The 25,723-nt window shown below is 67.8% G+C and carries 29 protein-coding genes; 13 read left to right on the top strand and 16 right to left on the bottom strand.

Features of this window, described 5'->3' with window-relative positions:
- The first annotated feature begins 63 nt into the window (after positions 1-63).
- Positions 64-441 (top strand): hypothetical protein, encoded by a 378-nt coding sequence (locus UAA55_RS28130; protein ID WP_322956978.1) that lies wholly within the window; start codon positions 64-66, stop codon positions 439-441.
- Between the two features lie 9 nt (positions 442-450).
- On the opposite strand, the gene UAA55_RS28125 is transcribed toward UAA55_RS28130, so the two are convergent.
- From UAA55_RS28125 to UAA55_RS28095, 7 genes are all read right to left on the bottom strand, one after another.
- Positions 451-1,536 (bottom strand): cation diffusion facilitator family transporter, encoded by a 1,086-nt coding sequence (locus UAA55_RS28125; RefSeq protein ID WP_322956977.1) that lies wholly within the window; start codon positions 1,534-1,536, stop codon positions 451-453.
- Between the two features lie 100 nt (positions 1,537-1,636).
- Positions 1,637-2,623: a response regulator gene (locus UAA55_RS28120; protein WP_322956976.1), complete on the bottom strand. Its 987-nt coding sequence runs from the start codon at positions 2,621-2,623 to the stop codon at positions 1,637-1,639.
- A 321-nt stretch (positions 2,624-2,944) separates the two neighbouring features.
- Complete coding sequence (deoA, locus tag UAA55_RS28115) at positions 2,945-4,267, bottom strand: thymidine phosphorylase (RefSeq protein ID WP_322956975.1); 1,323 nt, start codon at positions 4,265-4,267, stop codon at positions 2,945-2,947.
- Positions 4,268-4,335: 68 nt separating this feature from the next.
- Positions 4,336-5,133 carry a deoxyribose-phosphate aldolase gene (gene deoC / locus UAA55_RS28110; protein ID WP_322956974.1) on the bottom strand — a complete coding sequence of 266 codons (798 nt, stop codon included), beginning with the start codon at positions 5,131-5,133 and terminating at the stop codon, positions 4,336-4,338.
- A 22-nt stretch (positions 5,134-5,155) separates the two neighbouring features.
- Positions 5,156-5,608: a cytidine deaminase gene (gene cdd, locus UAA55_RS28105; RefSeq protein WP_322956973.1), complete on the bottom strand. Its 453-nt coding sequence runs from the start codon at positions 5,606-5,608 to the stop codon at positions 5,156-5,158.
- Positions 5,609-5,836: 228 nt separating this feature from the next.
- Positions 5,837-6,676 (bottom strand): protein phosphatase CheZ, encoded by an 840-nt coding sequence (locus UAA55_RS28100; protein WP_322956972.1) that lies wholly within the window; start codon positions 6,674-6,676, stop codon positions 5,837-5,839.
- 6 nt (positions 6,677-6,682) lie between these two features.
- On the bottom strand, positions 6,683-7,072 hold the full coding sequence (locus UAA55_RS28095) for a response regulator (protein ID WP_322956971.1): 390 nt from the start codon (positions 7,070-7,072) through the stop codon (positions 6,683-6,685).
- 448 nt (positions 7,073-7,520) lie between these two features.
- Here UAA55_RS28095 and UAA55_RS28090 point away from each other — a divergent pair, with 448 nt between their 5' ends.
- The 4 genes from UAA55_RS28090 to UAA55_RS28075 all read left to right on the top strand — a co-directional run bounded on the left by UAA55_RS28090 (position 7,521) and on the right by UAA55_RS28075 (position 10,878).
- A complete protein-coding gene (locus UAA55_RS28090; RefSeq protein ID WP_322954942.1) occupies positions 7,521-7,982 on the top strand; it encodes a spore coat protein U domain-containing protein in 462 nt (153 codons plus the stop codon).
- Positions 7,983-8,297: 315 nt separating this feature from the next.
- Positions 8,298-8,759 carry a spore coat protein U domain-containing protein gene (locus UAA55_RS28085; protein ID WP_322953350.1) on the top strand — a complete coding sequence of 154 codons (462 nt, stop codon included), beginning with the start codon at positions 8,298-8,300 and terminating at the stop codon, positions 8,757-8,759.
- A gap of 210 nt (positions 8,760-8,969) precedes the next feature.
- Entirely contained in the window at positions 8,970-9,857 is an 888-nt protein-coding gene (locus UAA55_RS28080) for a motility protein A (protein ID WP_322956970.1), read from the top strand.
- Positions 9,847-10,878 (top strand): OmpA family protein, encoded by a 1,032-nt coding sequence (locus tag UAA55_RS28075; protein WP_322956969.1) that lies wholly within the window; start codon positions 9,847-9,849, stop codon positions 10,876-10,878. The genes UAA55_RS28080 and UAA55_RS28075 overlap by 11 nt, the downstream gene beginning before the upstream one ends.
- Here the strand turns inward: UAA55_RS28075 and UAA55_RS28070 are convergent.
- The 5 genes from UAA55_RS28070 to UAA55_RS28050 all read right to left on the bottom strand — a co-directional run bounded on the left by UAA55_RS28070 (position 10,853) and on the right by UAA55_RS28050 (position 15,279).
- Positions 10,853-11,443 carry a pseudouridine synthase gene (locus UAA55_RS28070; protein WP_322956968.1) on the bottom strand — a complete coding sequence of 197 codons (591 nt, stop codon included), beginning with the start codon at positions 11,441-11,443 and terminating at the stop codon, positions 10,853-10,855. The two genes, UAA55_RS28075 and UAA55_RS28070, sit on opposite strands and share 26 nt — an antisense overlap.
- Before the next feature lies 1 nt (position 11,444).
- Positions 11,445-12,296: a TrmH family RNA methyltransferase gene (locus tag UAA55_RS28065; protein ID WP_322956967.1), complete on the bottom strand. Its 852-nt coding sequence runs from the start codon at positions 12,294-12,296 to the stop codon at positions 11,445-11,447.
- A gap of 79 nt (positions 12,297-12,375) precedes the next feature.
- Positions 12,376-13,227, bottom strand: coding sequence for a ChbG/HpnK family deacetylase (locus UAA55_RS28060; protein ID WP_322956966.1), 852 nt, complete (start codon positions 13,225-13,227; stop codon positions 12,376-12,378).
- Entirely contained in the window at positions 13,224-14,288 is a 1,065-nt protein-coding gene (locus UAA55_RS28055; RefSeq protein WP_322956965.1) for an alpha/beta hydrolase, read from the bottom strand. Before UAA55_RS28055 ends, UAA55_RS28060 begins: the two co-directional genes overlap by 4 nt.
- The gene (locus UAA55_RS28050) at positions 14,275-15,279 is read right to left on the bottom strand and encodes an ABC transporter ATP-binding protein (RefSeq protein ID WP_322956964.1); all 1,005 of its coding nucleotides are present in this window, start codon (positions 15,277-15,279) and stop codon (positions 14,275-14,277) included. Before UAA55_RS28050 ends, UAA55_RS28055 begins: the two co-directional genes overlap by 14 nt.
- 267 nt (positions 15,280-15,546) lie before the next feature.
- Here UAA55_RS28050 and UAA55_RS28045 point away from each other — a divergent pair, with 267 nt between their 5' ends.
- The 6 genes from UAA55_RS28045 to UAA55_RS28020 all read left to right on the top strand — a co-directional run bounded on the left by UAA55_RS28045 (position 15,547) and on the right by UAA55_RS28020 (position 20,380).
- Positions 15,547-15,732 (top strand): zinc-finger domain-containing protein, encoded by a 186-nt coding sequence (locus UAA55_RS28045; protein WP_322915185.1) that lies wholly within the window; start codon positions 15,547-15,549, stop codon positions 15,730-15,732.
- A 187-nt stretch (positions 15,733-15,919) separates the two neighbouring features.
- On the top strand, positions 15,920-16,243 hold the full coding sequence (locus UAA55_RS28040; RefSeq protein WP_322956963.1) for a hypothetical protein: 324 nt from the start codon (positions 15,920-15,922) through the stop codon (positions 16,241-16,243).
- Between the two features lie 188 nt (positions 16,244-16,431).
- On the top strand, positions 16,432-16,983 hold the full coding sequence (locus UAA55_RS28035; protein ID WP_322956962.1) for a hypothetical protein: 552 nt from the start codon (positions 16,432-16,434) through the stop codon (positions 16,981-16,983).
- Positions 16,983-17,522 (top strand): hypothetical protein, encoded by a 540-nt coding sequence (locus UAA55_RS28030; RefSeq protein ID WP_322956961.1) that lies wholly within the window; start codon positions 16,983-16,985, stop codon positions 17,520-17,522. Before UAA55_RS28035 ends, UAA55_RS28030 begins: the two co-directional genes overlap by 1 nt.
- 5 nt (positions 17,523-17,527) lie before the next feature.
- On the top strand, positions 17,528-18,046 hold the full coding sequence (locus tag UAA55_RS28025; RefSeq protein WP_322956960.1) for an MmcB family DNA repair protein: 519 nt from the start codon (positions 17,528-17,530) through the stop codon (positions 18,044-18,046).
- A gap of 309 nt (positions 18,047-18,355) precedes the next feature.
- Positions 18,356-20,380, top strand: a complete 2,025-nt coding sequence (locus UAA55_RS28020; protein ID WP_322956958.1) for an acyltransferase family protein — start codon at positions 18,356-18,358, stop codon at positions 20,378-20,380.
- 200 nt (positions 20,381-20,580) lie between these two features.
- Here the strand turns inward: UAA55_RS28020 and acs are convergent, their stop codons facing one another.
- On the bottom strand, positions 20,581-22,521 hold the full coding sequence (gene acs / locus UAA55_RS28015) for an acetate--CoA ligase (RefSeq protein WP_322956957.1): 1,941 nt from the start codon (positions 22,519-22,521) through the stop codon (positions 20,581-20,583).
- 480 nt (positions 22,522-23,001) lie between these two features.
- Here acs and UAA55_RS28010 point away from each other — a divergent pair, with 480 nt between their 5' ends.
- Complete coding sequence (locus UAA55_RS28010) at positions 23,002-23,325, top strand: hypothetical protein (protein ID WP_322956956.1); 324 nt, start codon at positions 23,002-23,004, stop codon at positions 23,323-23,325.
- A 196-nt stretch (positions 23,326-23,521) separates the two neighbouring features.
- Here the strand turns inward: UAA55_RS28010 and UAA55_RS28005 are convergent, their stop codons facing one another.
- Positions 23,522-23,995, bottom strand: a complete 474-nt coding sequence (locus tag UAA55_RS28005; RefSeq protein WP_322956955.1) for an SRPBCC family protein — start codon at positions 23,993-23,995, stop codon at positions 23,522-23,524.
- A 142-nt stretch (positions 23,996-24,137) separates the two neighbouring features.
- Between UAA55_RS28005 and UAA55_RS28000 the strand changes: the two genes are divergently transcribed.
- Positions 24,138-25,034, top strand: coding sequence for a LysR family transcriptional regulator (locus UAA55_RS28000; protein ID WP_322956954.1), 897 nt, complete (start codon positions 24,138-24,140; stop codon positions 25,032-25,034).
- Between the two features lies 1 nt (position 25,035).
- Here the strand turns inward: UAA55_RS28000 and UAA55_RS27995 are convergent, their stop codons facing one another.
- Both UAA55_RS27995 and UAA55_RS27990 read right to left on the bottom strand, forming a co-directional pair.
- Entirely contained in the window at positions 25,036-25,371 is a 336-nt protein-coding gene (locus UAA55_RS27995) for a Rieske (2Fe-2S) protein (protein ID WP_322956952.1), read from the bottom strand.
- Positions 25,368-25,718, bottom strand: a complete 351-nt coding sequence (locus UAA55_RS27990; RefSeq protein ID WP_322956950.1) for a hypothetical protein — start codon at positions 25,716-25,718, stop codon at positions 25,368-25,370. Before UAA55_RS27990 ends, UAA55_RS27995 begins: the two co-directional genes overlap by 4 nt.
- Positions 25,719-25,723 lie beyond the last annotated feature (5 nt).

Below are 25,723 nucleotides of genomic sequence, written 5' to 3'. Positions count from 1 at the left end.
GACGGGAAAGGGGGATGGGCGGAAAATGGCGCGGCCATCCCCTTTCTTCCCGCAAGAGGCCCCATGACCGTCCTTGAGGTCGCCGTCTACGCCCTGGTGCTGACCGGCGGCAAGACCCCGTTCTTCTGCGAACAGAAGGGCGCGGCGGTGGCCCCGGTGGTGGTGACCCAAGTGGTGGTGGAATGCACCAACGGCTTGTCGGCGACGGAGGAGAAGGGCGTCATCCATTACGACAACGGCGTGGCGGTCTCCCGCCTGCCGGACGGCAACCTGTCCTTCTCCAACGGCATCACCGCCCACTGGGGCGCCGGCAGCTGGGTGCAGTTCAGCACCGGCGTCAGCATGCGCCGCGTGGCCGGCGGCAACTTCAGATCTTCGACCGGCATGCTGTGCGAAGCCGGCGGCACGACCAAGGCGTCGTGCCACAAGGCCGAGGAGTAGCGGAGGGGACTAAACCACGCTGTCCGGCGCCAGGGCGCAGGGTTCGCCCAGGCCGGTTTCCACCTGCACGGTGGCGTGGTTGATGCGGAAGCGGGTCTTCAACTCGCGGCAGATTTGGGCCAGCAGCCGATCGCCGTCCGCGTTATCCGGGCGCACCAGGTGGGCGGTCAGGGCGGTGTCGGTGGTGCTGAGCGCCCAGACGTGCAGGTCGTGCACCTCCGTCACGCCGGGCAGGTCCGCCAGATAGGCGCGCACGGCGCCCAAATCCACGCCGGCGGGCACGGCGTCCAGGGCCAGGTTCAGCGATTCGCGCAGCAGCGACCAGGTGCCCAGCACGATGACCACGCTGATCACCAGGCTGATGACCGGGTCCAGCCAACCCCAGCCCGTCCACAGGATCAGGGCGCCGGCGATGACCACGCCCAGCGTGACCAGGGCGTCCGACGCCAGGTGCAGGAAGGCCCCGCGCAGGTTCAGGTCATGTTCCGACCCACGCATGAACAGCAGGGCCGTGCCGCCGTTGACCAGGATGCCGCCGGCCGCGACCCACATCATGATGGTGGGGGAGGCGGGTTCCGGCTCGGTGAAGCGGCGCACCGCTTCCCAGGCGATGCCGCCCGTGACCAGCAGCAAGGCCACCGCGTTGGCCAGCGCCGCCAGGATGGAGCTGCCGCCCAGGCCATAGGTGTAGCGGCTGGAGGGCCGGCGCCGCGCCAGGATCACCGCCACCCAGCTGGCGGCCAGGCCCAGCACGTCGGACAGGTTGTGGCCGGCGTCGGCCAGCAGGGCCAGGGAGTTGCTGACGAAGCCGTAGAACGCCTCCGCCCCGACATAGGCCAGGTTCAGGGCGATGCCGATGGCGAAGGCCGTGCCCGCGTCGGCCGGGGCGGCGTGGTGGTGGCCGCCCAGCCCATGGCTGTGGCCGTGGTGGTCGTGATCGTGGCCGTCATGCCCATGCCCGTGATCATGCCCGCCGGGGCCGTGGTCGTGATGGTTGTGCCCATGGTCATGCTCATGCGCGTGGTCGTGCCCGTGGTCATGATCCTGGCCCTGCGCCGGGGCGGACTTGAGGTGGTCGTGGTCGTGCGGGGCCATGGGCTCGGGGGGCGGGTGTGAGGTCAGGCGGCAACCATACCGTGGGTGGGGCCGGGGGCGCCACCGGCTTGGGTCCCGGTGGGCTTATGCCGCAGGGGGCTTACGCGCCGGCGCCCGCGGCGGGGGCCGTCGCCTCGGTGGTCTTGGCCAGGGTCAGCTGGTCCAGGCGGGCGCGATAGCCGGCGACGGCGGCCAGCACCTCGTTCATGCGCTTTTCCGCGTCGTCCACCCGACTGGTCAGGCCCATCAGGGAGTGGGCCTCCCGGCGCAGCGCCTCCACCTCATCGGCGGGCAGGACGCCGCGGGTCTTCAGGATGCCCAGCAGGTTTTCCATGCGGCGGATGTGGTTGGTGGCCTCCACCCGCAAATCGCCGGGGGGCAGGCGGCGCTCCAGATCCTCCAGCACGCCGATCACGCGCAGCGCGTGGTCCATGGCGCGCTTTTCCGGCGGCTCCACCGACAGGCCGGGCAGGGCGAATTCCACCAGGAAGGCCACCTGGAAACCGTGGCGCACCACCTTCTCCGAATCGATGACCTTGGTGGCGTGGGCCGTCAGTTCATGGATGTTCACGCGGTCGAACTCCCCCGTGCACTTCAGGCGCGGGGGGTTGGGCACATCGATCAGTTGCACCACCTGCCCCTCGCGGGGGCTGCGGCGGCGATCCGGCCCGACATAATCGCTGGTGACGACGAATTTCTTGCGGTTCTCGATCAGGTTGATCAGGCGGTCCTGCACTTGCTTGGGCGAATAGGGCTTCACCAGGATGTCGTCCGCCCCGGAACCGGCGAAGCGGATCATCATCTGCTGGGTGGGGTTCCAGGTCATGACGATGGCGCCCACGAAGGGGTTCAGCGTCGTCAGGCCGTGGCGGATGGCGTGGATCCAGCGCAGGGCCGCGCCGTCCGCCTGGTCGGCGTCCAGGATCACCAGGTCTATGGTGGCGGGGCTGCCGGCGGCCTCGGCCAGGTTGGCGTGTTCCGTCACCTTGTCCATGCCCATGCGGGCCAGCATGGCGCGCAGGATGCGCCGGGTGTTCAGGTCGGCATCAACCAGCAGGGTCTGGATCTTGCTGAGATCGGTGGCCATGGGGGCGGCGGACTTTTAGGCGGCGAGGGCCGGCGAACCGGCGTCCTCAGGGGACCGGGGGACGGATCGCGGGTGGTCATTCCGACAGCCCAACGACGCGGCCGAATCATGGCCGTTTACCGTCAAGAATGCAATAAATGCGAGAACAGGGGGCCAGATCCGAAAGGATGCCTCCATTGGTGGCGGTCAAGCCGCCAAGACGTGCTGGTATTCCCCTTGGGCGAGTTCTGAAATCAGGGGGCGAGCTTGCCCCCTGATACATGGGCGCGATGGGAAGTGCGCCGCTTTACCCAATGATGGCGCGGGCGTCGGCCTGGCTGGTCAGCCGACGATGCGCTCGGTCACCGTCGGGCCGCGCGTGGCCGGGCCAGCGCCCACGGTGAAGGCCGCCGCCAAGGCCGCCGCGGCGGCATCGGCGTCGGCCTCGGTCGCGGCGTGCACGCGGGCCAGGGGCCGACCGGCGGGGCCGACCTGGTCGCCCAGTCCCACGATGCCGGTGAAGCCGACGCGATGGTCCACGCCGTCCTGCGGCCGGGTGCGGCCGCCGCCCAGGGCCACCACGGCGATGCCCACGGCGCGGGTGTCGACGGCTGTGACGGTACCCGCCTCCGCCGCATGGATGTCGCGCACCACCGGGGCCGCCGCCAAGTACGTGTCCGACCGTTCCAGGAAATCGGCCGGGCCGCCCAGGGCCGCCACCATGCGACCGAAGCGGTCGGCGGCGCTGCCGTCGGCCAGGGCCCTGTCCACCTTGGCCCGCGCCTCCTCCAGGTCGGTGGCCAGCTTGCCCAGCAGCACCAGTTCGGCCGTCAACTCCCGCGTCGCGTCCCACAGGCGGGATTCGGGCGCGTCGCCGCGCAGGACGGCCACGCACTCCGCCACCTCCACCGCGTTGCCGGCGGTCGTGCCCAGCACCTCGTTCATGTCGGTCAGCAGCGACACGGTGGGCAGACCGGCCCCGCGCGCCACGCTGGCGATGCTGCGGGCCAGGGCCTGGGCGTCGTCGTACTTGGCCATGAAGGCGCCGCTGCCGAACTTCACATCCATCACCAGACCGTCCAGGCCGGCCGCCAGCTTCTTGGACAAGATGCTGGCGGTGATCAGGTCGATGCTCTCCACCGTGGCCGTCACGTCGCGGATGGAATAGAGACGGCGGTCGGCCGGGGCCAGGTCGGAGGTGGCGCCGATGACGGCGCAACCCACCGCGCGCACCACCTGGCGCAGCTTGGCCAAATCCGGCTGCACGACATAGCCGGGGATGCTTTCCATCTTGTCGAAGGTGCCGCCGGTATGGCCCAGGCCACGGCCGGACAGCATGGGGACGAAGCCGCCGCAGGCCGCCACCAGGGGCGCCAGCAGCAGGCTGACCTTGTCGCCCACGCCGCCGGTGGAATGCTTGTCCAGGATGGGGCCCGGCAGGTCCTGTGACCGCCATTCCATCACCGTGCCGGATTGGGTCATGGCGCGGGTCAGGGCCACGCGCTCCTCCATCTCCAGTCCCTGGAAATAGACGGCCATGGCGAAGGCCGCTGCCTGGCCCTCGGTGACGCGGCCGTCGGTCAGGCCGCGCACGAAGTCGGTGATGTCCTCGGCGCTCAGGCGGCCGCCGTCACGCTTCTGGCGGATGATTTCTTGGGGAAGCATTGGATGGTCCGTTCAGGAATGGAGGCGGCCGCCGGAGAGGGCGGCCGTGAAGGCGTCGATGGAAGGGTTCAATACCCGCTGGCGGCCGCCGGGCGCCCGTCGTCCCGGCCCAGGGCCGCCAGCAGGGCGTCCAGCAGGCCCGACGCGCCGAAGCGGAAGGTGGCGGGGCTGACCCAGTCGGGGCCGCAGATCCTGTCGGCCAGCGCCAGGTAATCCCGGGCCCCGTCCAGGTCGCGGATGCCGCCGGAGGCCTTGAAGCCCACCCGGCGCGGACTGTCCGGCGCCAGGCTGTCGCGGCACGCCTCCAGCATGATGCGGGCGGCGCCGAGGGTGGCGCCGACCTGCACCTTGCCGGTGGAGGTCTTCAGGAAATCGGCGCCGTTGCGCACCGCGATCTCCACCGCCTTTTCGATGAAGACGGGCTTGGCCAGGCTGCCGGTTTCCAGGATGACCTTCATCACGGCGTCGCCTGCCGCCTCACGCGTGGCGGCCAGCACCTCGTCGGGCTGGGTGCTGTTGGGGTAGTGCATGATGCTGTGATAGGGGATGACCACGTCGATCTCATCGGCGCCGTCGGCCAGCGCGGCCAGGGTCTGCTCCGCCACCTTTTCCGGTGACAGGCTGCCGCCGGGGAAGTTCACCACCGTGGCGATGCGCACGCCCGTGCCGGCCAGGCGTTCGCGCGCCTGGGGCACGAAGGCGGGCCACAGACAGACGGCGGCCACGCGGCCCGCCGGGCTGACGGCCCGGGCGCACAGCGCGTCGGTCGTGGCCTCGTCCTCCTCCTCGTTCAGGCTGGTCAGGTCCAGCAACGGCAGGGCGCGGCGGGCCAGGTCCTGTCCTTCTTGCGACTGGGGATCGGTCATGGCGGTCGGAAGCTCGGCCTGATTAGAACGAAAGGTTGTCCGGCCCGAAGGAGAAGGGCAGCAACTGGTCCATGGTGAAGGTGGCGCGCACCCCCTCCGGCCCGGCCACATGGATCAGGGTGTCGGGAGTGGAGAATTCGCGCAGGCGCTGGCGGCAGCCGCCGCAGGGCGTGCATAGGCCCGACGTGTCGGCGGACGGGTCGGCGGGCGCGCCGATGACCACGATCTCGGCGATGCGCTTCTTTCCGCCGGCCACCATGGCGCCGATGGCGCTGGCCTCCGCGCATTGGCCCTGGGGATAGGCCGCGTTCTCCACGTTGCCGCCGGCGAAGATGGCGCCGTCCGGCGTGCGCAGGGCCGCCCCCACCAGGAAGCGGGAATAGGGCGCGTGGGCGTGGGCGCGCGCGGATGCCGCGGCGGCGAACAGCTCGGGCACGGCCGGGGTGGGGGCAGGGGCGGGCGGGGTGGCGGTCATGGCCGTTGGCGTCTCCTGATCCGGGGATGAGGAAGAAAGATGGGGCGGTACCAACAGGGTGGCATGGGGACACCGCCATAACCTGACCAAATGGTCAAGCCGCAGGGTGTGCCCTGGCTGGTGAAATCGCAAGGCCCCAAATGCGAAAGCGGCCTTTGACGGACCGCTTTCGATACTTTCAGGCACTGGTATGTCGCCCTGCGGGGCCGATGTTAATCGAACCCAATCTCAGTCGAATAGGGCATCGATGTCCGACTGGCTGCTGGGACCGGTGGGCTTGGCCGGCTTCGGCGCCCCGCCGCCGGCGGCGTTGAACAGGGCGTCGATGTTGTCCTGGCTGACGTCCGTCAGGGCCGGGCCGTTCAGCAGATGGGCGTCGGGGCGGGTGTCGCCTGGCTTGGTCGACATCATGGCGTCACCATTGCCCTCCACCCCCCAGATGCCGATCATCGCCGCCACGCGATGCTCGATATAGCGCAGGGTGTTCACCACCTTGGTGGTGCGCTGGCCGGTGATGTCCTGGAAGCTGCAGGCCAGCAGGATGGACATGACGTGGTTCTCGATATCGGTGGCGATCTCGATCACGTCGATGTGGCCGGTACGGGCCAGACGTTCGGTGGTGGCCTGGATGGCCTCCGCGGCGGACAGGATGTCGCTGGTCGCCCGTTCCGTGGCGGTGACGATGGCGTCCAATTCCGAGGTGGCGGCCAGGATGCGGCTGTTGGCCGAATCCTTGGGCACCATCTGGGCGATTTCCTGCTTGGTCTGCTCGATATGCGACGACAGCTGCCGCAGTTCCTGCCGCATCATGTGCATGTGCGGATGCTGGCCGGCGATGGCGATGCTGCCCTCGCTCAGCTGATGGCTCATGGACTGCAGCTTGCCGATCTCGCCCCGCAACGCGCCCAGCAAATCCCCGCCGGCCGACGCGCCCAGGTTCCGCATGTGGGCGTCGCGCTTTTCCAGGAAGGCGCGGGTCCGCGGATCTTTCAGCAGCTCGGCCTCAATGGCCGTGTAATCGGCGGCCGTGAGGGCCGCCGTTTCAACCACACCCGTCTTCTGGCCCATGCGGGGTCACTCCAGCGTGCCGAGGACGCTCTCGATCTTCTTTTTCAGCGTTTCGGCGTTGAACGGCTTCACGATGTAGTTGTTGACGCCGGCTTCCTTGGCGGCAACGACGTTCTCGGTCTTCAATTCGGCGGTGACCATGATGAAGGGCGTGCTCTTCAGGCGGACGTCGGCGCGCACTTCCTTCAGCAACTGCAAGCCGGTCATGGGCTCCATGTTCCAGTCGGAAATGACCAGGCCGACGTTGGAGCCGCGCAGCTTGCCCAGGGCCTCGGCGCCGTCGGCGGCCTCTTCGATCTGGGTGAAGCCGATCTGGGTCAGCAGGTTGCGCACGATGCGGCGCATGGTGGCGTAGTCGTCAACAACGAGGACGGGGGTGGCAGAAGCCTTGGCCATAGGAACGTGTCTCCGGAGGGTACTTGGCGATGCGGTGGGCGAGCCCACCGGGGTGTTTACGAGCGTGATAACCCGCGGGACCCTAGCACGAGTTTGGGTTTTCGCCCATCACCCACCCGTATGGGGAGCGTCGAAAGAAGAAGTGCCGCCACCGGCGACCCCGGGTGTGATCAGGGCGCGGTGGAGTGTTGCTTAACGCAATGCACAAATAAATGACCCTATCCCAAGGGTGCGATGCGGTGTGCAGCAGAGGACCGGTTTGCCGGTTCTATGCGAAAAGGCCTATGACGGCCCCTACCTCGGAATTTTCGCACAATAGACTGAATTTATTGAGGTTTGGTGACGGAATGGTGGCGGCCTCGCGCCGCTGGCACGGCGGGTGCTTATAACGGGATATGAACCAACCCGGGCCGCTGAAGCCGCCCACCGAACCGATAGGAACCTCATCATGATCCGCATCGCCGCCGCCGCCGCTGTCGCCGCCCTGTTCGCCGCCGCCCCCGCCTTCGCCGCCGCTGGCGCCTCGGGCACCATCCAGCTGAACAGCTCCGTCGCCCAGACCTGCACCGTGGCCGTGACCGACGCCGGCGCCACCCTGAACATCCTGTCCGGCTCCAGCAACGTCGCCGTCGGCAGCGTGGTCGAGAACTGCAACGACGGCGCCGGTTACACCATCACCGTCGCCTCGGCCAACAACGGCACGCTGAAGTCATCGGCCACCGGCGCCCAGGCCATCAGCTACACCACCAGCTACGATGGGACCAACGGCTCGGGCAGCAGCTTCGCCGTCACCCGCTCCGGCGCCCAGTTCAACAAGACCTCCAACGTCTCCGTCACGGTCCCGGCCAACGCCCAGGCCATCGCCGGCAGCTACGCCGACACCCTGACCATCACCATCGCCGGCAAGTAAGCCGCCAGCGACGGTCACCCACAGGTTCGGGAGAGGGCGCCCCACGCCGGGGCGCCTTTTCGCGCATCTGGCGAAGCGCAAAGCCTAATGCGTTGATTCCACGGGCATCCTAACCTTTCGCATGGTGCGTGACGCAACGGCGCGGCCGGTGTCGCCTGGGCACGCCTCGCGGCGATAAATCAGATAAATTAATAATATCAATGCATTAACCGATTAATGCCGCACCATCCCCGGTTCTGGCACCGCGATTGCTCTTACATCCCCCATCAAAGCAATCGGGCAACAAGCCCAGCCGAACCGATAGGAACCGTCATCATGATCCGCTTCGCCGCCGCCGCCCTGATCGCCGCCGTCTCCCTGGCCGCCACCCCCGCCTTCGCCGCCGCCGGCACCTCGGGCACCATCCAGCTGAACAGCTCCGTCGCCCAGACCTGCACCGTCAGCGTCACCGACGCCGGCGCCCAGCTGAACATCCTCACCGGCTCCAACGCCGTCACCGTCGGCAGCGTCGTCGAGACCTGCAATGACGGCGCCGGCTACCAGATCAGCGTCCAGTCCGCCAACGGCGGCACCCTCAAGTCCTCCGCCACCGGCGCCCAGCCCGTCAGCTACACCCCCATCTACGACGGCCAGTCCAGCGGCAGCAGCGTCAACGTCGTCCGCTCCTCCGCCCAGTTCAACAAGACCGCCACCGTCGCCGTCACCGTCCCCGCCAACGCCCAGGCCATCGCCGGCAGCTACACCGACACCCTCACCATCACCATCCAGGGCCGCTGATCCCGCCCCCCAACGACCGCGCCCCCGACCGCACCGGTTCGGCTGACCAAAACGGCCCCGCCTGGATCACCCAGGCGGGGCCGTCGCCGTGGTGCGGCCTAAATCCTTGATCTTCTGAGCGGGGTGTTTTCGCCGGGGCCACTCGGTTAATCTGTGGCCAGCACCGCCGGGGCAGGCGGCATCTATACCGTTGTTATTAGGGGCAAGGGCGTGACTGTGAACGAACGCGGCGCGCGCCCGGCGCGCAATGCGCCGGCCGCCAGGCCCGGGTCCGGCAATCGCGGGCCCGGCAATCGGGGACCTGCCAAGGGGGGCGTCACCTCCCGCTTCATCGGCACGACGCTGGCGGGGGTGCTGGCCACCGTGGCCCTGCTGTGGTTCGTCGTCTCCGCCGGCGGCAACTGGCATTTCTACTATAATCCCGAAGGCCTGATGATCGTGCTGGGCGGCGTCGTCTGCGTGGCGCTGCTGGCCTTCCGCGGCGATGAGATCCGTGCCGCCCTGGGCGCCCTGGTGGGCATCGTGCGCGACCGCGACAGCATCCGCGCCGACGTGGCCGAACTGATGGAGGTTGCCCGCCACCTGCATGAGAAGCGCATCCAGGCGGCTGACGAACGGGCCCAGCGCGTGGCCCACCCCTTCCTGCGGCTGGGCCTGCAGATGGTGGTGGACGCCCAGCCGCTGGAGGACCTGCTGCAGGTCATGAACTGGCGCATCCAAAAGCAGATGGAGCTGGAGGCGGGGCAGTCGCGCTTCTTCCGCACGTTGGCCACCTTCTCCCCCGCCTTCGGCCTGTTGGGCACGCTGGCCGGCATGGTCGGCATGCTGAAGCACCTGGGCGAGGGCGACATCGGCTTGATCGGCGGCAGCATGGCGGTGGCCATGCTGGCCACCCTCTACGGCTTGGTGCTGGCCAACCTGGTGTTCAAGCCCATCGCCATCAAGCTGGAACAGCGCACCGGCCGGCGGGTCGCCCTGATGAACGTGCTGCTGGAAGGCGTGGTGCTGACCCACCTCGGCCGCTCCCCCACCATCATCCAGGACAGCCTGGACCATTACCTGCGCGACGCGCGGGAGGAGGACTGGGGTGGCGCCTAGCGACCAGTCCGGCGGCGGGGCCGGTGGTGGATCCGGCGAGCTGCCACCGCCACCCAAGCCGCGCCACACCGCCCGCATCTATGCCAGCGGCATGCCCGTGCCGCCGCCGGTGATGCCGGGGGCGGCCGGTGCCAAGCCGGCGGTGGAGGCCAAGCCCGCCGGCCGGCCGGATATCCGGGCCCGGGGCGGTCGCGTGGTCCAGAACCGTACCGTCCCCGGCCGCATGCCCGGCGAGCCGATGGAAGAGTCGGAGGAGTGGGTCATCAGCTACATGGACATGGTCACGCTGCTGATGATCGTGTTCCTGGGCATGGTGGCCATCCTGGGCATCAACGGCCGGCTGAAGCTGAAGTCCGACAACAACCAGCCGGGTGCCGGCCGCGTGGCCGTCTCGGCCAATCCGGTGGGCGCCCCCGCCCGCGACATGGCGAAGAGCCCGACGGCAGCGTCCATGTCCAGCCCCACCTTACCGCCGGTGCCCCCCTACCCGCCGCAGCGCGCGCCCCAGGATGCCCTGCCCCCCGATACGTTACCTGGGGCTGGCCCGGCGGAGGAACCGACGGAGGAGGCCAAGCGCCTGGCCCAAGACCTTGAGGCGCAGGACCTGCCCCCCGACGTGCAGGTCACCCCCCGGGGCAAGGGCCTGTCCATCGAGATCAAGGACCGGGTGCTGTTCGCCTCCGGCCGTGCCGACCTGGGCGATGAGGGGCAGCAGATCCTGGCCCGCCTGGTGCCGGTGCTGCAGTCGCTGAAGGGCATGGTGACGGTGGAGGGGCACACCGACAGCAACGCCATCAGCACCGCCCGCTTTCCCAGCAACTGGGAACTGTCGGCCGCCCGCGCCGCCGCCGTGGTGCGCATGCTGATCAGCGACGGTGTGCCGGCCAACCGCCTGCGGGCGGTGGGCTATGCCGATACCCGCCCGCATGTTTCGCCCCCGGGCGCCAACACCGACCCGAACGCGCCGGACCACGACCGCGCCGCCGACCGGCGCGTCACCTTGATCGTCGAGACGCCCTGACCGGCGCGGCCTTCGGTGCCGCCGGAAATGGCGCGTCTCGCCACGCGCCGGGCGCCAGGTCCTCCAGCGTCCAGTCGCCCACGGCCCAGCGCACCAGGCGCAGGGTGGGAAAGCCCACGGCCGCCGTCATGCGGCGGACCTGACGGTTGCGTCCCTCCCTCAAGGTCAGCTCGACCCAACTGGTGGGGATGGCCGCGCGATAGCGGATGGGCGGGTCGCGGGGCCACAGCGCCGCCGGCTCGTCCATCAGGCGCGCGCCTGCCGGCAGAGTGGGGCCGTCCTTCAGGGTGACGCCCCGGCGCAGGGCCGCCAGCGCCGCCTCATCCGGCACGCCTTCCACCTGCGCCCAGTAGACCTTTGCCAGCTTGTGCTTGGGGTCGGCGATGCGGTGGATGAAGGGGCCGTCGTCGCTCAGCACCAGCAGGCCCTCGCTGTCCCGGTCCAGGCGGCCGGCCGGATAGACGCCCGGCGCGTCGACATAATCCTTCACCGTCGCCCGGCCGGTTTCGTCGCTGAATTGCGACAGCACGTCATAGGGCTTGTTGAACAGGATCAGCCGGGGCATGTCAGCGCCCGCTGGCCCCAGGGGCCGCCGCCCCAGGGGTTGCCAGGGCGTGCACCAGGATGGCGGCGGTGGCCGAGACGTTCAGCGACTGCACCTGGCCCGTCCCGCGCAGGGTGACCAGCTGGTGGCAGGCCTGCAGCGTGGTGGCGGGCAGGCCCACCTCCTCATTGCCCAGGATCAGGGCGGCGGGCTTGGCGTTCGGCGCCGATAGCGCGGTGGCCGGATCGGGATGGTCGCCAAGCGCGGTGCCGACGACGCGGTAATGGGCGCGCAGGTGGCGTAGGCTCTGGGCGAAGCGCGGCAGCTGGTAGAGGCTGACATACTCGAACCCGCCCTCGGCCACACGGTAGGCGGCCTCCGACGGCAGGGCCTGTTCGGCATGGTCGGAGAGCACCAGGCGGTTGATGCCGAAAAAGGCGCAGGTGCGGACGATGGCGCCCAGATTGTGCGGGTTGCCGACGCCGTCCAGGATCATCAGCGGTTCGCCCGCCGCCGCCCATCGCGCCGCCTCGTCGATGTCCAGGGGCAGGACGGGGCGGGGGGCGGCCACGGCCACCACGCCGCCATGCAGGGGCGTGCCCGCCACCTTTTCCATCTCATCGCTGGGCAGCAGGCGGTAGACCTTGCGTGCCTGCGCCAGGCTGGCGCAGTAGGCGCCCACCTTCTCCTTCATGCGATCGTCGAAGAACAGCCGTTCCACCCGGCCGGGGTCGCGCGCGAACAGGGCGGCCACGGCCGGCAGGCCCAGGATGCGGAAGGTCTTGCGCCGGATGCTCTCGCCCGCCGCGCCTTCGGCGGCGGGCTTGCTGGGGGCGGCCTTGGACGGCCCTTTGGCGCTGCGGGGGTCCGGCATCCCTGGTCCTCGATCGCGAATGGCTGTGATGGGGCCGCATGAAGCGCCGTGGACCCTTACCGGGTCAACCCGTTTTGTGTCAGCCCTGAAGACGGCCCAGGCGCACGCCCATGCGGTCCAGCAGCTGGGCGAAGGCCTCGCCCGACAGATAGGCCTGCTCCACCTGCCGGCTGGCCACCACCGGGTCCAGCCCGGCCAGCACCTCGTCCGGCAGGGCCGGGTGCACCATGATCAACACGCGGTCACGCGCGGGTTCCAGGAACCTGGCCATCAGCGCCGGGAAGTCGCGGTCGGGGCCGAAGTCATAGACGCCGCGGAAGCCCCGGTTGGTGGGGATGCCGCGCCGGGCGGCGGCCGTGCGCAGGCCCCGCGCCAGGCTGGCGATGATCAGGGCCTTCACGCTGTCCACCCCGCGCGCCAGTACCGCGGCCATCGGCTCGGCGCAGTCGCGAACATAAACGCTGCCCCGGGGGTAGCGGCGCGCCACGGCGTCCAGCACCAGGCCGCGCACGCCCGGCAGCAGGTGCACATGCTGGTGCCCGTCGACATGGGACGGCGGCCGGCCGGCATGGGCCTCGAACAAATCCAGCTGGCGCTCGATCTCGGCTTTCAGGTCGGCCTGGACGGATGCCCCCGACAGCTGGCCGGTCAGCGAGCGGATCATCAAATCGCCCACGCCGCCGAAGCGTCCGCCAGGGGCCAGCGCGGGGCAGGGGCCGGCCGCTTCCTGATCCGTCAGGGTCAGGTGCAGGCCGATGTCGGCCCGATCCGCCACATCGGCCAGCCAGGGGGCATGGTCGGGCCAATAGGGCGTGGCGGTCATGCAGCTGGTGCCCGAAAGGCGCCCCTGGCGGATCAGGGCCAGGATGCCCTGCGAAACACCCGGGGACAAACCGTAGTCGTCGGCGTTCAGCACAATGGTCGCGGTCATGGCGTGCGGCCCTCGGCCAGCAGCGTGGGGATTTCCGGGTTGGTGTCCATGCCGCTGGGCAGGGGGGCGGCCGGGTCGGTGACCCAGGCCAGTATGTCCTGCCAGACGATCTGGGCGTGCAGGTCGCGCAGCATCATGTGCCAGGCCGTGGGGTAGAAGGCGATGCGCGGGCCGCCCTGGCTCGGGGCCGGCAGACGGGCCAGGGCCTTGGTCATGGGCTCGCGGGGAATCAGCTCCTCATGCTGGCCGTACATGACCAGCGACGTCACCTTGAAGCGGGGGGCGGCATCCATGGCGGCGTCCATCAGGTCGGTCAGGCCCTCCAGCGCGTCCACGCGGGTGGCCTTGACCACCAGCGGGTCGCGGCCCAGGGCGATCAGCATGGGGATGTTGTCGGATGCCTGCACATGGATCAGGCCGCGCGGCGGCGTCAGGCTCAGCCAGGGGACGGTCCAGTTGGCGATGGCCAGGGCCCAGCGCTGGTAGAAGGGCATGGTGCCGCGCGACCAGACGGCGGGGGCGGTCAGGATGACGCCCTTGAACCCCGCCGGCAGCGTGTGCCCCGCCAGGGCCGTCATCAGCACGGCGCCGCCCATGCTCTCCCCCGTCAGGAACAGGGGCGTATCGGGATAACGGTCGTGCAGGGCGGCGGCGGCGTCCCACATGTCGCGCACCATGACGTCGCCGCCGGCCCAGACGCCGGGGTGCGGATTACGGCCGAAGCCCCGCTGATCGTAGGCGTAGGTCGCCACGCCATGCTGCGCCCACCAGCGGCCGGGGGCATCATAAGAGTTGGCGTAGTCGTTGAAGCCGTGCAGCGCCAGGATGACGGCGCGCGGTGGCCCCTCCGCGGGCAGCCAGGATTGCGTGGGCAGGATGGCGCCATCGCGCGCGGTGATGCCCGCCGCCGTCAGCTGTGGGGTGACCACCACCGGCGGCCCGGCCATCCGGGCGGTGGGGGCACAGGCCGTGACGGACAGGCCAAGTGCTACCGCCGCCAGCCAGCGGGGGCGCCAGCGCGGTGCGGTGGGGGAAAGGGCGTTGTCCTCAGCCCGCGCCATTGCCGGCGGGCGCGCGGGTCAGCTGCAGGAAGATATCCTCCAGGTCTGATTCCTTGGTGCTGAGGTCCACGATGGTCAGGCCGGCGGCGGCGATGGCGTTCAGCACCTCCCCCACCTTCACGCGGCTGGGCGGATACTGCACCGTCAGCTGGCGGCCTTTCAATGTGACCTCGAAGCCGGCCAGCGTGCTGGGCACTTCGGTCAGATCCTGGTCCACCACCGCCACCAGGTCCTTGCGGTCCAGGGTGCGCAGCAGGCGGTCGGTGCTGTCGCACGCCACCACCTGGCCGTGGTTGACGATGGCGATGCTGTCGCACAGCTCCTGCGCTTCTTCCAGGTAGTGGGTGGTCAGCACCACGGTGGTGCCGGCGCGGTTCAACTCGCGCACATGGGCCCACAGCGACTGGCGCAGTTCCACGTCCACACCGGCCGTGGGCTCGTCCAGCACCAGCACCGGCGGGGTGTGCACCATGGCCTTGGCCACCATCAGGCGGCGGCGCATGCCGCCCGACAGGGTGCGGGCATAGGCGTTGGCCTTGTCCTTCAGGCCCACGGCCTCCAGCAGCCGGTCGGTCTGCCGCTCGCGCTTGGGCACGCCATACAGGCCGGCCTGCAGGTCCAGCAGCTCACGTGGCGTGAAGAAGGGGTCCATGTTCAGTTCCTGGGGCACCACGCCGATGGCGGCGCGGGCGGCCCGCGGGTCCTGGTCGATGTCGATGCCCCAGATCTTGGCGGTGCCGCCGCTCTTGGTCACCAGGCCGGCCAGGATGTTGATCATGGTGGACTTGCCGGCGCCGTTGGGCCCCAGCAGGCCGTAGACCGAGCCACGCGGAATGGCCAGGTCGATGCCTTTCAGCGCCAGCTTGGCCGGGGCCTTGCCGGTGGCCTTGTAGGTTTTGGTCAGGCCGCGCAGCTCGATCGCCAGCTCGGGCTGGCCGCCGGTGGGGGCGGCGGGGGCGGGGTGGGTATCGGGCGCGCGCGTGTCGGGCATGGGGTCAGGACGGTCCATGATGACGGGGCCGGGAAACATGCGGGCCCGAAAAAGGGGAAAACCCGGGAAAGCCGGGGCCGAAAAGGCGTACACCCCCGCCTTGACCACGGTCAACCACGGCCATCACACCCCCCACCAAGGAGGTCCGCCCGAGGCGGAACCGGGCGGGGCGCCTCACGCTTGATCCGGCGCCGCGCTTGGCTATGATCCGGGCGTCGGCGGGACGGTCGTCCCGCCCCGGACCTTTATTATGGAGCGCCCAAGGCCATGCAGCCGATTGAGACGATCTATGTCGACACCCCGTCCGTCGGGTGCGATGGCGGGGGCGGTGCCCTGGGCCACCCGCTGGTCTATTTGACCATGGAAAAGGATGGCAAGATCGACTGTCCCTACTGCGGCCGCCATTTCGTCCTGTCCGAGGCCGGCAAGGCGCACGCCGGCCACGGCCATTAAGCCAGGCCGGCAGGCCCTGCGGTTTCAAGCGCCCTGGCGCCAGGCCTGTCCAGCGCCCTGGCGCCGGGGACCTATTCTTCCGCATCGATAGCCGTCCGCAACTCGCCGCGATATACCAGTGGCAGTAGGTTCCCTGGCCTCCCACCGCAATGTTTGGGGCCCGAACCGTCCCCAGTAGCGGCGCGCGATGACCCCCGTCCCACCTCAGTCCAGCGCCACCCCCGCCCGGCTGCCGCTGGCCAAGCTGCCCTTCGTGGGGTTGCGCCGCGACGGAGCCTTGGGCCATTGGGTGATGCCCGCGGACAGCGGGATGGCCGTAGGCACCGCCGCCATCGGGTTGGGCCGCACCTATGCCGCCTGGTTCCTGCTGTATGCCGAGATCAACGGACGGGACGCGGCGCGCACCCTGCTGGACAATATCGAGCGCGAGATGCCCTCGCGCTATCCCGCCGTCGACCGCGCCTTTCTGGGTGAGATCGCGGGCCGTGGCTTCGCGCAAAGCGCTGCGTGAGGTAAGAGCTTATTCTCTCGCCCAGGTTGCTTTTGGCCTAGTCGACGCCCATGGATGTCCATGATAACCATTTGTGAACGACCGACCCGATAGGTTCGGCAATATCGCCTACGCCGTTGCCCGACAATTTGTGAAAAATTGTCGGTAATGCTAGGTTCCATGGGAACGCCGAAAGGATCGCCGCGGTCGTGTTTGAGGAATTCAGCATCAGCCTGTTCGTGATCGCGCTCTTGGGCGCGATCGGCATGGTGGCCATGGTGCTGTTCCGCCAGACCCTGCTCTACGCCACCCGCAACGCCGTGGCGGAATTGGAGGGCAAGGTGGCCAAGACCCGAGCCGCCTTGGATGAGGCGGTGAAGGCGCACGACCAGAACCTTGCCCGCGGCCGCGACCTGGCGGAAGAGCGGCGCATGATCCAGAACCAGTTGGCGGAGGCGCAGCGCCGTCTGCTCTCCGCCCAGGCCGACAATTTCGAACTGATCCACGAGCTTGGGGAGGCCGGCGCCGGCTGCCGCCTCTACACCGGCAGCCTGGCCCTGGGGTCAACGCTGACCATCAACCAGACGGCCACCACCCACAGCCACCTGCGGGGTTGTCCCCATGTGGTGGAGGTGTGGGCCGAGAACCAAGCGGAGGCGACGCGCCTGGCCCGCCAGGCCTTCCCCGAGGCGGCGGGCTTCATCCTGTCCAACATGCTGCAGGCCCAGGATGCGGGCGCCCAGCAGGCGGTGGCCTCCTGATGTCGGCCGCCCTTCTCGCCAATATCGGCCTCATCATCCTGCTGCTCTATTCGCTGATCCAGTTCGCGCTGACCGCCCGCAACATCGAGGATGACCGCCGCCTGCGGGAACGCCGCCTGGGCCGGCTGGAGGAGGAACTGGGCCACGCCACCGCCGCCGCCAACGAGGCCAAGGCCACGGCGGAGGGCAGCGCCCGCGAGGTCGCCGGCCTGGAAGAGGTGGTGGCGACCCTGCGCGCCACCCGGGCCGAGGCCGACGCCAAGCTGCGCGAGCTGCAGTCCGCCCCCCGCCGCCGCCTGATCGTGCCGGACAAGACGGTGCTGGTGCATGGCCGGCTGTGGGAGGTGACCGTGGTCCCGGCCGCGAACAGCGTGGCCGCCAACGCCGCCGGGACGGATGCCGGTGGCGAGGTCGAGGGCGCCCAGGTCCATCTGTTCGGCGCCACCACCGACCGCGACGCCCGCTTCCGTGCGGAGCAGCGCTTCCCCACCAGCCTGGGCTATCGTGTCCAGAAGGTGGAGCGCTTCAAGCGGGGCTGAGTTACATGTCCGTACCGTCCGATCCATCGTCGTCGGCCGACGAAGCCGACTTCGTCATTCCCGCCACCGTGCCGCCCTTCTTCGGACGGCCGGGCATGGAACGTGCCCTGCTGCTGGCGCGCGGTGTGCGCCGCATGCTGATCCACCACGGCATGCGCTCGATGCTGGAGGTGCCGCTGGCCAACAACCGCCGCGCCGACATCTTGGCCCTGGCTGGCGACGGCAGCGTCACCATCGTCGAGATCAAAAGCTCCGTCGCCGATTTCCGCGCTGACCACAAGTGGGGCGACTACCTGGAGTTCTGCGACCGCTTCTACTTCGCCGTGGGCGAGGATTTTCCCCAGGAACTGATCCCCGAGGAATGCGGGCTGATCGTGGCCGATGGCTACGGCGCGGAAATCCTGCGCGAGGGGCCGGAGGTCAAGCTGAACGCCGCCCGGCGGAAGACCCTGCTGCTGCGCGTCGCCATGCAGGCCTTCCAGCGCCTGCACCAGGTGGAAGACCCCCGGCCGACGGCGTTGTGAAAACGTGCGTCGCCGACGGTACGTTGGATGGACGTGAGAAGCCCACACTTTTCCTGTTGATCGCCGATATTGAAAACAGGAATGTGGCGGCGCGGAAAATAGCCGCTATTCCTGGTGTTGAATGGCAAGCCAATTCATGGGGACGGGGGCCTCGCGATGCGGCATGGGGTTGTTGTTGTCGCTCGCCGTATGGGGGATCAGGGGAATATGGGGCCTATCCTTAGCAAGTGTCGCCTGGTCTACAGCCGGTTCACTGGATCTCATCTTTTCCAGCCCCTAAAATTGACTTTTAAGCGCTAGGATTGTGGCGTGGGCTATGCGTCGGACTCTGTCTTTTTCGGTTTGAGGGCAGCTATATTGTCAAATGTTAATCACGGTTCGTTGGTAAACCCTAAGTACCGGTCTGATATCGATGGGCTGCGGGCCATTGCGGTTCTATCCGTTATCCTCTTTCACGCTTTCCCAAATGCCCTAAGAGGGGGCTTCGTTGGGGTTGATATATTTTTTGTTATTTCAGGATTTCTGATTTCAACAATCATTATAGGAAGTTTTGAGAAAGATCGCTTTAGCTTTATTCACTTCTATGAAAGACGAATTCGTAGAATATTCCCGGCATTGTTGCTTGTGCTAATTTCATGCTTCGTCATGGGGTGGATCGAGCTTTTCCCCGACGAATATAAGCAATTGGGGAAACACATATCAGCCAGTGCCGTCTTTGTCATGAACCTTTTCCTTATCAAGGAAAGCGGGTATTTCGACAATGCCGTCAATACAAAACCGCTGCTGCATATCTGGTCGTTAGGGGTCGAGGAACAATTCTACATCGCGTGGCCGTTGATCCTATGGGTGGTCTATAAATTCAGGATCAATATTATTGCTGCCGTCGTCTTCTTCGTCGGCGTATCGTTCACGTTGAACGTGGACAACATCTCATCCAATTCGGTCAGTACCTTTTATTCACCGCAAACTCGGGCTTGGGAACTGCTGGTGGGGGCGGTGCTGGCGCACATCATCTTGCACGGCGCCCATGCGGTGGTGGATGGTCCATCAAAGGCCCGCATCCCTGTCAGTGCGACCGCTCGGAACATCCTGTCCATTGTCGGTATCCTGTTGGTCGTGGCCGGTTTCCTGGTCATCGATGGTGGCAGAAAGTTCCCCGGTTGGTGGGCGGTCATGCCGGTGGCCGGCACCTTCCTGATGATTTTCGCGGGACCCGGGGCTTGGCTGAACCGCATGGTGCTGGGGCGGCGCCTGATGGTCTGGTTCGGGACTATCAGCTTTCCGCTGTACCTCTGGCACTGGCCGCTGCTGGTGTTCGCGCGCATCGTCGGCGACGAAACCCCGCCGCCTCTGGTGCGGGCCGGCGTCCTCCTCGGGGCCATACTGCTCGCCTGGCTGACCTACCGGCTGGTCGAAAGGCCGTTCCGCTTTGGCGGTCATGGGCATCGCAAGGCCATCGTCCTTATGCTTCTGATGGGGGTCGTCGCCGTCGGCGGGTACGACACGTGGAAGCGGGATGGCTTGACCTTCCGGCCGATCAGCAAGCGCGCCGAAATCCTGAGTCACTATGACAACCGATTTGGCGACATGGCCAAGGAGGACTTCCGGTGCTTCTTCTATAGCGAGCCGGCGTCCACCTATGCGGAGCACGGTTGTGACCGGGAAGATTTTCCGGGCAAGCCAACGGTGTTCGTCGCGGGCAATTCTTTCTCTGCCTATCTTTCGCAGGCGTTGCGCCCGTTGGTTGCGGCAAAGGGGCTGAATTTCGTGCAATATTCAGCCGCGTTCTGCAACGTGCTGCTGCTGAATGACAAAAGGGAACGGTGCCGGGATATCAGCAGCTTGATCCTCGCGCGCATAAAGGAGGAAAAGCCGGATACGGTCATCCTCTTCGCGAACTACGCAATTCCGGGCACCTCTCCGGAATATGGCGACGACGTTCCCTATGACGAGGTCATCCTGCGCAGGACGGAGGAAATCCGGGAGGCCGGTGTGAGGAAGGTGATCGTTCTCGGCATGATTCCCACGTGGGAAAGCGATCTGCCCAAGGTGCTGCTGCGCCGCTTCGTGGCCAAAAGGCAGAATATCCCGGCGCGGACCTACGATGGCATCAACAAGCAGTCTTTCGAGTGGGATGAAAAGCTGCGGTCCAAGAAATATCCCGATGGCGTTATCTACGTGTCCTTGAAGGACGCGCTCTGCAATGAGCAGGGATGCTTGGCCGTTGTCGGACCCGACCTGAAGACGGACGTGCTGCAGTTCGACTATGGCCACCTGACCAAGGCGGGCGCCGGCTATATCGTGCGCAATATCGTTTCTCAATACCTGAACTAAGGCCGAGCGCGTCCGGCTTTAGCAGGATGATCGGCTCAGGTGGCATCACCTGAGCCGTAAATCACATGGCAAACCAAAAGCTGAGCGTGTTTCCGACGTTTCTGTTCAGGTCGGAAACACATCAAACCGGATCTCGGCCTCATGGAAAGGCCGGCCGGATCGCCCCGGCCGGCCTTTCCCTCATCCGTGATACAGGCGCCTCAGCCCCGGTTCATGCGGCTGTCCACCAGGTCGGTGACCACGGTGGGATCGGCCAGGGTCGAGGTGTCACCCAGGGCCTCATGCTCGTTGGCGGCGATCTTGCGCAGGATGCGGCGCATGATCTTGCCGGAACGGGTCTTGGGCAGGCCCGGGGCCCACTGGATCAGGTCGGGCGTGGCGATGGGACCGATCTCCTTGCGCACCCAGGCCACCAGTTCCTTGCGCAACTCCTCCGACGGGGTCTCCCCGGCGTTCAGGGTCACGTAGGCGTAGATGCCCTGGCCCTTGATGTCGTGCGGATAGCCCACCACGGCGGCTTCGGCCACCTTGGGATGGGCGACCAGGGCGCTTTCCACCTCGGCCGTGCCCAGGCGGTGGCCGGAGACGTTGATGACATCGTCCACGCGGCCCGTGATCCAGTAATAGCCGTCCTCGTCCCGGCGGCAGCCGTCGCCGGTGAAATACTTGCCGGCGAAGGTGGAGAAGTAGGTCTGCTTGAAGCGCTCGTGGTCGCCGAACACGGTACGCATCTGGCCCGGCCAACTGTCGGCGATGCAGAGGTTGCCCTCGGTCGCCCCTTCCAGAACGTGGCCCTCGTTGTCGACGATGACCGGCTTCACCCCGAAGAAGGGCAGGGTGGCCGAGCCCGGCTTCGTGGCGGTGGCGCCGGGCAGCGGGGTGATCAGGATGCCGCCGGTTTCCGTCTGCCACCAGGTGTCGACGATGGGGCAGCGCTCATCACCCACCACGGAGTGGTACCACAGCCAGGCCTCGGGGTTGATGGGTTCACCCACCGAGCCCAGCAGGCGCAGGCTCCTGCGGCTGTGGCGCTTCACCGGCCCTTCGCCCTCGCGCATCAGGGCGCGGATGGCGGTGGGGGCGGTGTAGAAGATGTTGACCTTGTGCTTGTCGATGACCTGCCAGAACCGGCCGCTGTCCGGATAGTTTGGCACGCCCTCGAACATCAGGGTGACGGCGCCGTTGGCCAGGGGGCCATACAAGATGTAGCTGTGGCCCGTGACCCAGCCCACGTCGGCCGTGCACCAGTAGACGTCGCCCTCGTGGTAATCGAAGACGTACTGGTGGGTCATGCTGGCATAAACCAGATAGCCGCCGGTGGTGTGCAGCACGCCCTTGGGCTTGCCGGTGGAACCGGAGGTGTAAAGGATGAACAGCGGGTCTTCCGCGCTCATCGGCTCCGGCGGGCAATCGGGAGAGGCGGCGGCGACGGCCTCATGGTACCAGATGTCCCGGCCTTCGACCCAGTTCACCGCGCCGCCGGTGCGGCGCACGACGATGACGGTGTCCACGCCCGGGCAGGCCTTCAGCGCCTGGTCGGCGTTGACCTTCAGCCCCACCTTGCGGCCACCGCGCAGACCCTCGTCCGCGGTGATGACCACGGTGCTGCCGCAGTCCTGCACCCGGTCCTTCAGGCTGTCGGGGGAGAAGCCACCGAACACCACGGAATGGACGGCGCCGATGCGGGCGCAGGCCAGCATGGCGTAGGCCGCCTCCGGGATCATGGGCAGGTAGATGGTGACCCGGTCGCCCTTCTTGACGCCGCGCGCCTTCAGCACGTTGGCCAGGCGGGTGACGTTGTCGTACAGCTCGGAATAGGTGATGTGCTTGTGCTCGGACGGGCTGTCGCCCTCCCACAGGATGGCGGTCTGGTCGGCGCGCGCGGGCAGGTGGCGGTCCACGCAGTTGGCGCAGGCGTTCAGCACCCCGTCTTCATACCAGCGGATGGAGACGTCGCCGGTGAAGCTGGTGTTCTTCACCTTGGTGTAGGGCTGGATCCAATCCAGCCGGCGGCCATGCTCGCCCCAGAACCCGTCCGGATCGCTGATCGAACGGTCATACATCTGCTGGTATTTCGTCGCGTCGACCCAGGCGTCTGCCGCCACCGCGTCGGGAACGGGGAACAGGGTGTTGTTGCTCATGGGACCTTGGTTTCCTTCCCTGATGTGTTGTCGCCGGCCGGGGCTTCCGGGAACGACCCGTTCCCCTTGAAGCCGCCACCCCTGTCCGGCCTGGCCCCTCCGCACCGGGGGGCCCCTGGCCGGCCCTGTCTGCGGGCCTGGCGCGGCGATCGCCATCGCTTGCCGGGCCGAGTATCCCTCTTGCCCCCGCATTCCACAAGCACGGGGCCGTTGCGGCCGCCGGTAAATTCACGGCAAGTCACGGGTTTGCCGACTTTTCCGGGGCCCAGGCGCCATGAAAGGCCAGGGCGGACGATGGGGCCATGACATGGATCAGCCCGCCAACCGTTCAGGGTGACGCGAAAGGGTGGTTTTTCCGTGGCCTTTCCCCATCGGCGCCGCTCCCGCCGGTGTTCATCTTGTGTTATTGGTAAGGCCGCTATTGTCATCCTGGGGGCGGGCACTTGCGCCAGGCCCCGGCTTTGCGCGGATAAGGATCCCATGACGACGGGTGTCGGCGACAACGGTGCGGGACAGGACACGACGGACCTGATCGGCCGACTGAGCCAGATCAGCAGCCGCACCAGCCTCATGGCCATCGATAGCGTGCTGCGCGCGCTGTCTCATCCGGCCGTGGCCCGCAGCACCTCGGGCTTGGCCACGGCGGAGGGCGGGGGCTCCTCGGCCGCCGTCGCCAATGACGCCTCCGACACCCTGTCCGCCCCGACCGTCGCCGACGTGGCGCGCGAGGTGGGCGTGATCGCCCGCCGCATGGTCACCACGACCGAAGACTTCGCCGCCACCATGCAGACCCGGTCGGCTTAGGCGCGCGGCCCCACCCTCACCATGTGATCAGCGGGGCGCGGCGCACCCAGGTGTCGTCGTGCGCCAAAGTCCGCGACGTCCACCCGCGATATGGGTTCCGCCATGGACGAAAAGGGACGCCACCTCGCGGAATGGGCTGGCCGGCGTGTCCTGGGCGCTGATGACGGCATCCCGTCGGTGATGGTCAGGGGGATGATCAAAGCCAGCCTTCCGCCAGCAGCTCGCGGGTCCGCTTCAGCGTCGACAGCACGGCGGCCTTGTAGCCCCTGTCGCTGTCGAATTGCGCCTGCTCGGCCTGTTCCTCGGCGCCGTTCGGCTCTTTGCCGCGCAGGCCGACGTAGCAGTAGAAGCGGAGTTGAAGCGTGCCGTCGGCATCCTCGAACAGCTCGTTGACGATGGCGCCCTCGCGCGGGCCGGTGGCCTGGAAGAAGGTGACCTTGCTCTCGGGCTCGAAGGTGATGATCTCGCGCAGGTCGGCGCCGCCGATCGTGGCCTCGCGCACGATATGCGTGGCGCTTTCCTCCACCACGTCGCAGCGGGTGCAGAGGTTGGGTGGCAGGAACAGGCGGGCGTCGCGGGCCTTGAGGACCAGACCCCGCCAAGCCTGCGCGCGGGTCAGGGGCGTCTCGCCCTGCGGGTTCACCGGAACGGTGGCGGTCGAATAGATCATGATGGCGCTCCTCGCTCGAGATGGATTTGCCAGAGCGTCCGGCTGGGCCGTGCCTGGCGTCTGAAGACACCCCCAAATTTAGTGATCCATGTTTGGGCCGATAGGCGGTATATTTGGACATATCGTCTCTATGGTGGAACAGATGGATCTGTTGGCCCTCGCCGATTTCAATCTTGTCGCCCGACATGGCGGGTTCGGCCGGGCCGCCCGCGCGTCAGGCCGCCCCAAGGCGACGCTGTCCCGCCGGGTTGCCGAGCTGGAGGCCACGCTGGACCTGCGCCTGTTCGAGCGCGGCGGGCGGGTGCTGAAACTGACCGAGGAGGGGCGGGCGCTGTTCCAGCGGACGGGGGCGCTGCTGACCGAACTGGACGAGACGGCGGCGGCGATCGCCTCGGGCGGGGATCGGCCGCGGGGGCGGCTGCGGGTCAGCGCGCCGCTGCTGTTCTCGCAGACCGCCATGGGCAGGATCGCCGCCGGCTTCGCGCTGAAATACCCGGAGGTCCGGCTGGAGGTCACGACGGAGGACCGGCCCGTCGACATGGTGGAGGAAGGCTACGACCTGGTGATCCGCGTGAATCCCGATCCGGACGAAAGCCTGGTCGGGCGCAGCTTTCTGCGCGACCGCCTGGTCGTCGTCGCCGGCCCGCACTTGGCCCGGCCGGCGGACGACGGCCCGGTTCCGGCCGTGATCCGGGGCCCGACGGGCGGGGGCGGGACCTGGGATGTCGTGGGGCCGGCGGGTCGGGCGCGCATCGCGGTGGACCCGGTGCTGCGCCTGTCGTCGCTGATCATGGTCCGCGATGCCGTCCGGGCGGGCGTCGGCGCCGCGCGGCTGCCCATCTCCCTGGTGAGCCACGATCTGGCCGCCGGCACGCTGGTGCAGTGGGGGGATGTGGAGGGTCCGGAGATCGCCCTGTGGGCGCTCTACCCCTCGCGGCGGTTATTGAGCGCGCGAGTCTCCGCCTTCCTGGATTACTTGAAGGAGGCCTTCCCCGTCGGCACGCCGGATGAACTGGCGGCCTATATCGGGGACCTCTGACTTATTCGTCCAGATGGACGGCGCCGTCCTCGACGCGCACCCGCACCGGCGTCAGGCTGCGGCCGGCGCAGGGGCCGTGAATGCACAGGCCATCCTCCACCCGGAACAGGGCGCCATGGGTGGCGCACTGCAGGTGGCGGCCGTCGGCGCTCATGAACTGGTCGGGCGTCCAGTCCAGGGTGGTGCCGACATGGGGACAGCGGTTGTGATAGGCGAAGGCCCGGTCGCCCCGCCGCGCCACCAGGACTTCCTCGCGCGCGCTGCCGCTGCCCCAGGTGATTCCCTTGGCCTGGCCATCGGCGATGTCCGCCAGGTGGCATAATGGCGTCGATATCATGATGGACGCTCCAATCGGATGCGACTGCGGCCCCAGCGGAGTACTGCGCCGAGCGCCACACCGCTTAAGGCTCCGGCGCCGCCCAACACCATGGACATGGGCAGGGCCGCCTCCACGACATATTCGACCAAGCTGAAGTGGGTGAAAGTCTGAAACGGCAACGCCCCGAGGGGCGGTAGCAGGAGGGCAACACTGATGACCAGCCCCCATCCCCTCCGGCCCCTCGCTGCGACTACGATCGCGCAGACCACCGCCGTCAGGCTCCAAAGGCCAAGGCTAAGGTGGTGGCTAAAGGCAAGGTTTTCTGGGTTGATGACATAAATGGCGTCGGTGGTGCCGTCCTGCATCTTTC

This window comes from Nitrospirillum guanabarense (genome assembly GCF_034653355.1).
In the GTDB taxonomy this organism is placed as follows: Bacteria; Pseudomonadota; Alphaproteobacteria; order Azospirillales; family Azospirillaceae; genus Nitrospirillum.
The sequence above is the reverse complement of the archived record's forward strand: the minus strand, read 5'-3'. Positions and strand labels throughout refer to the sequence as shown.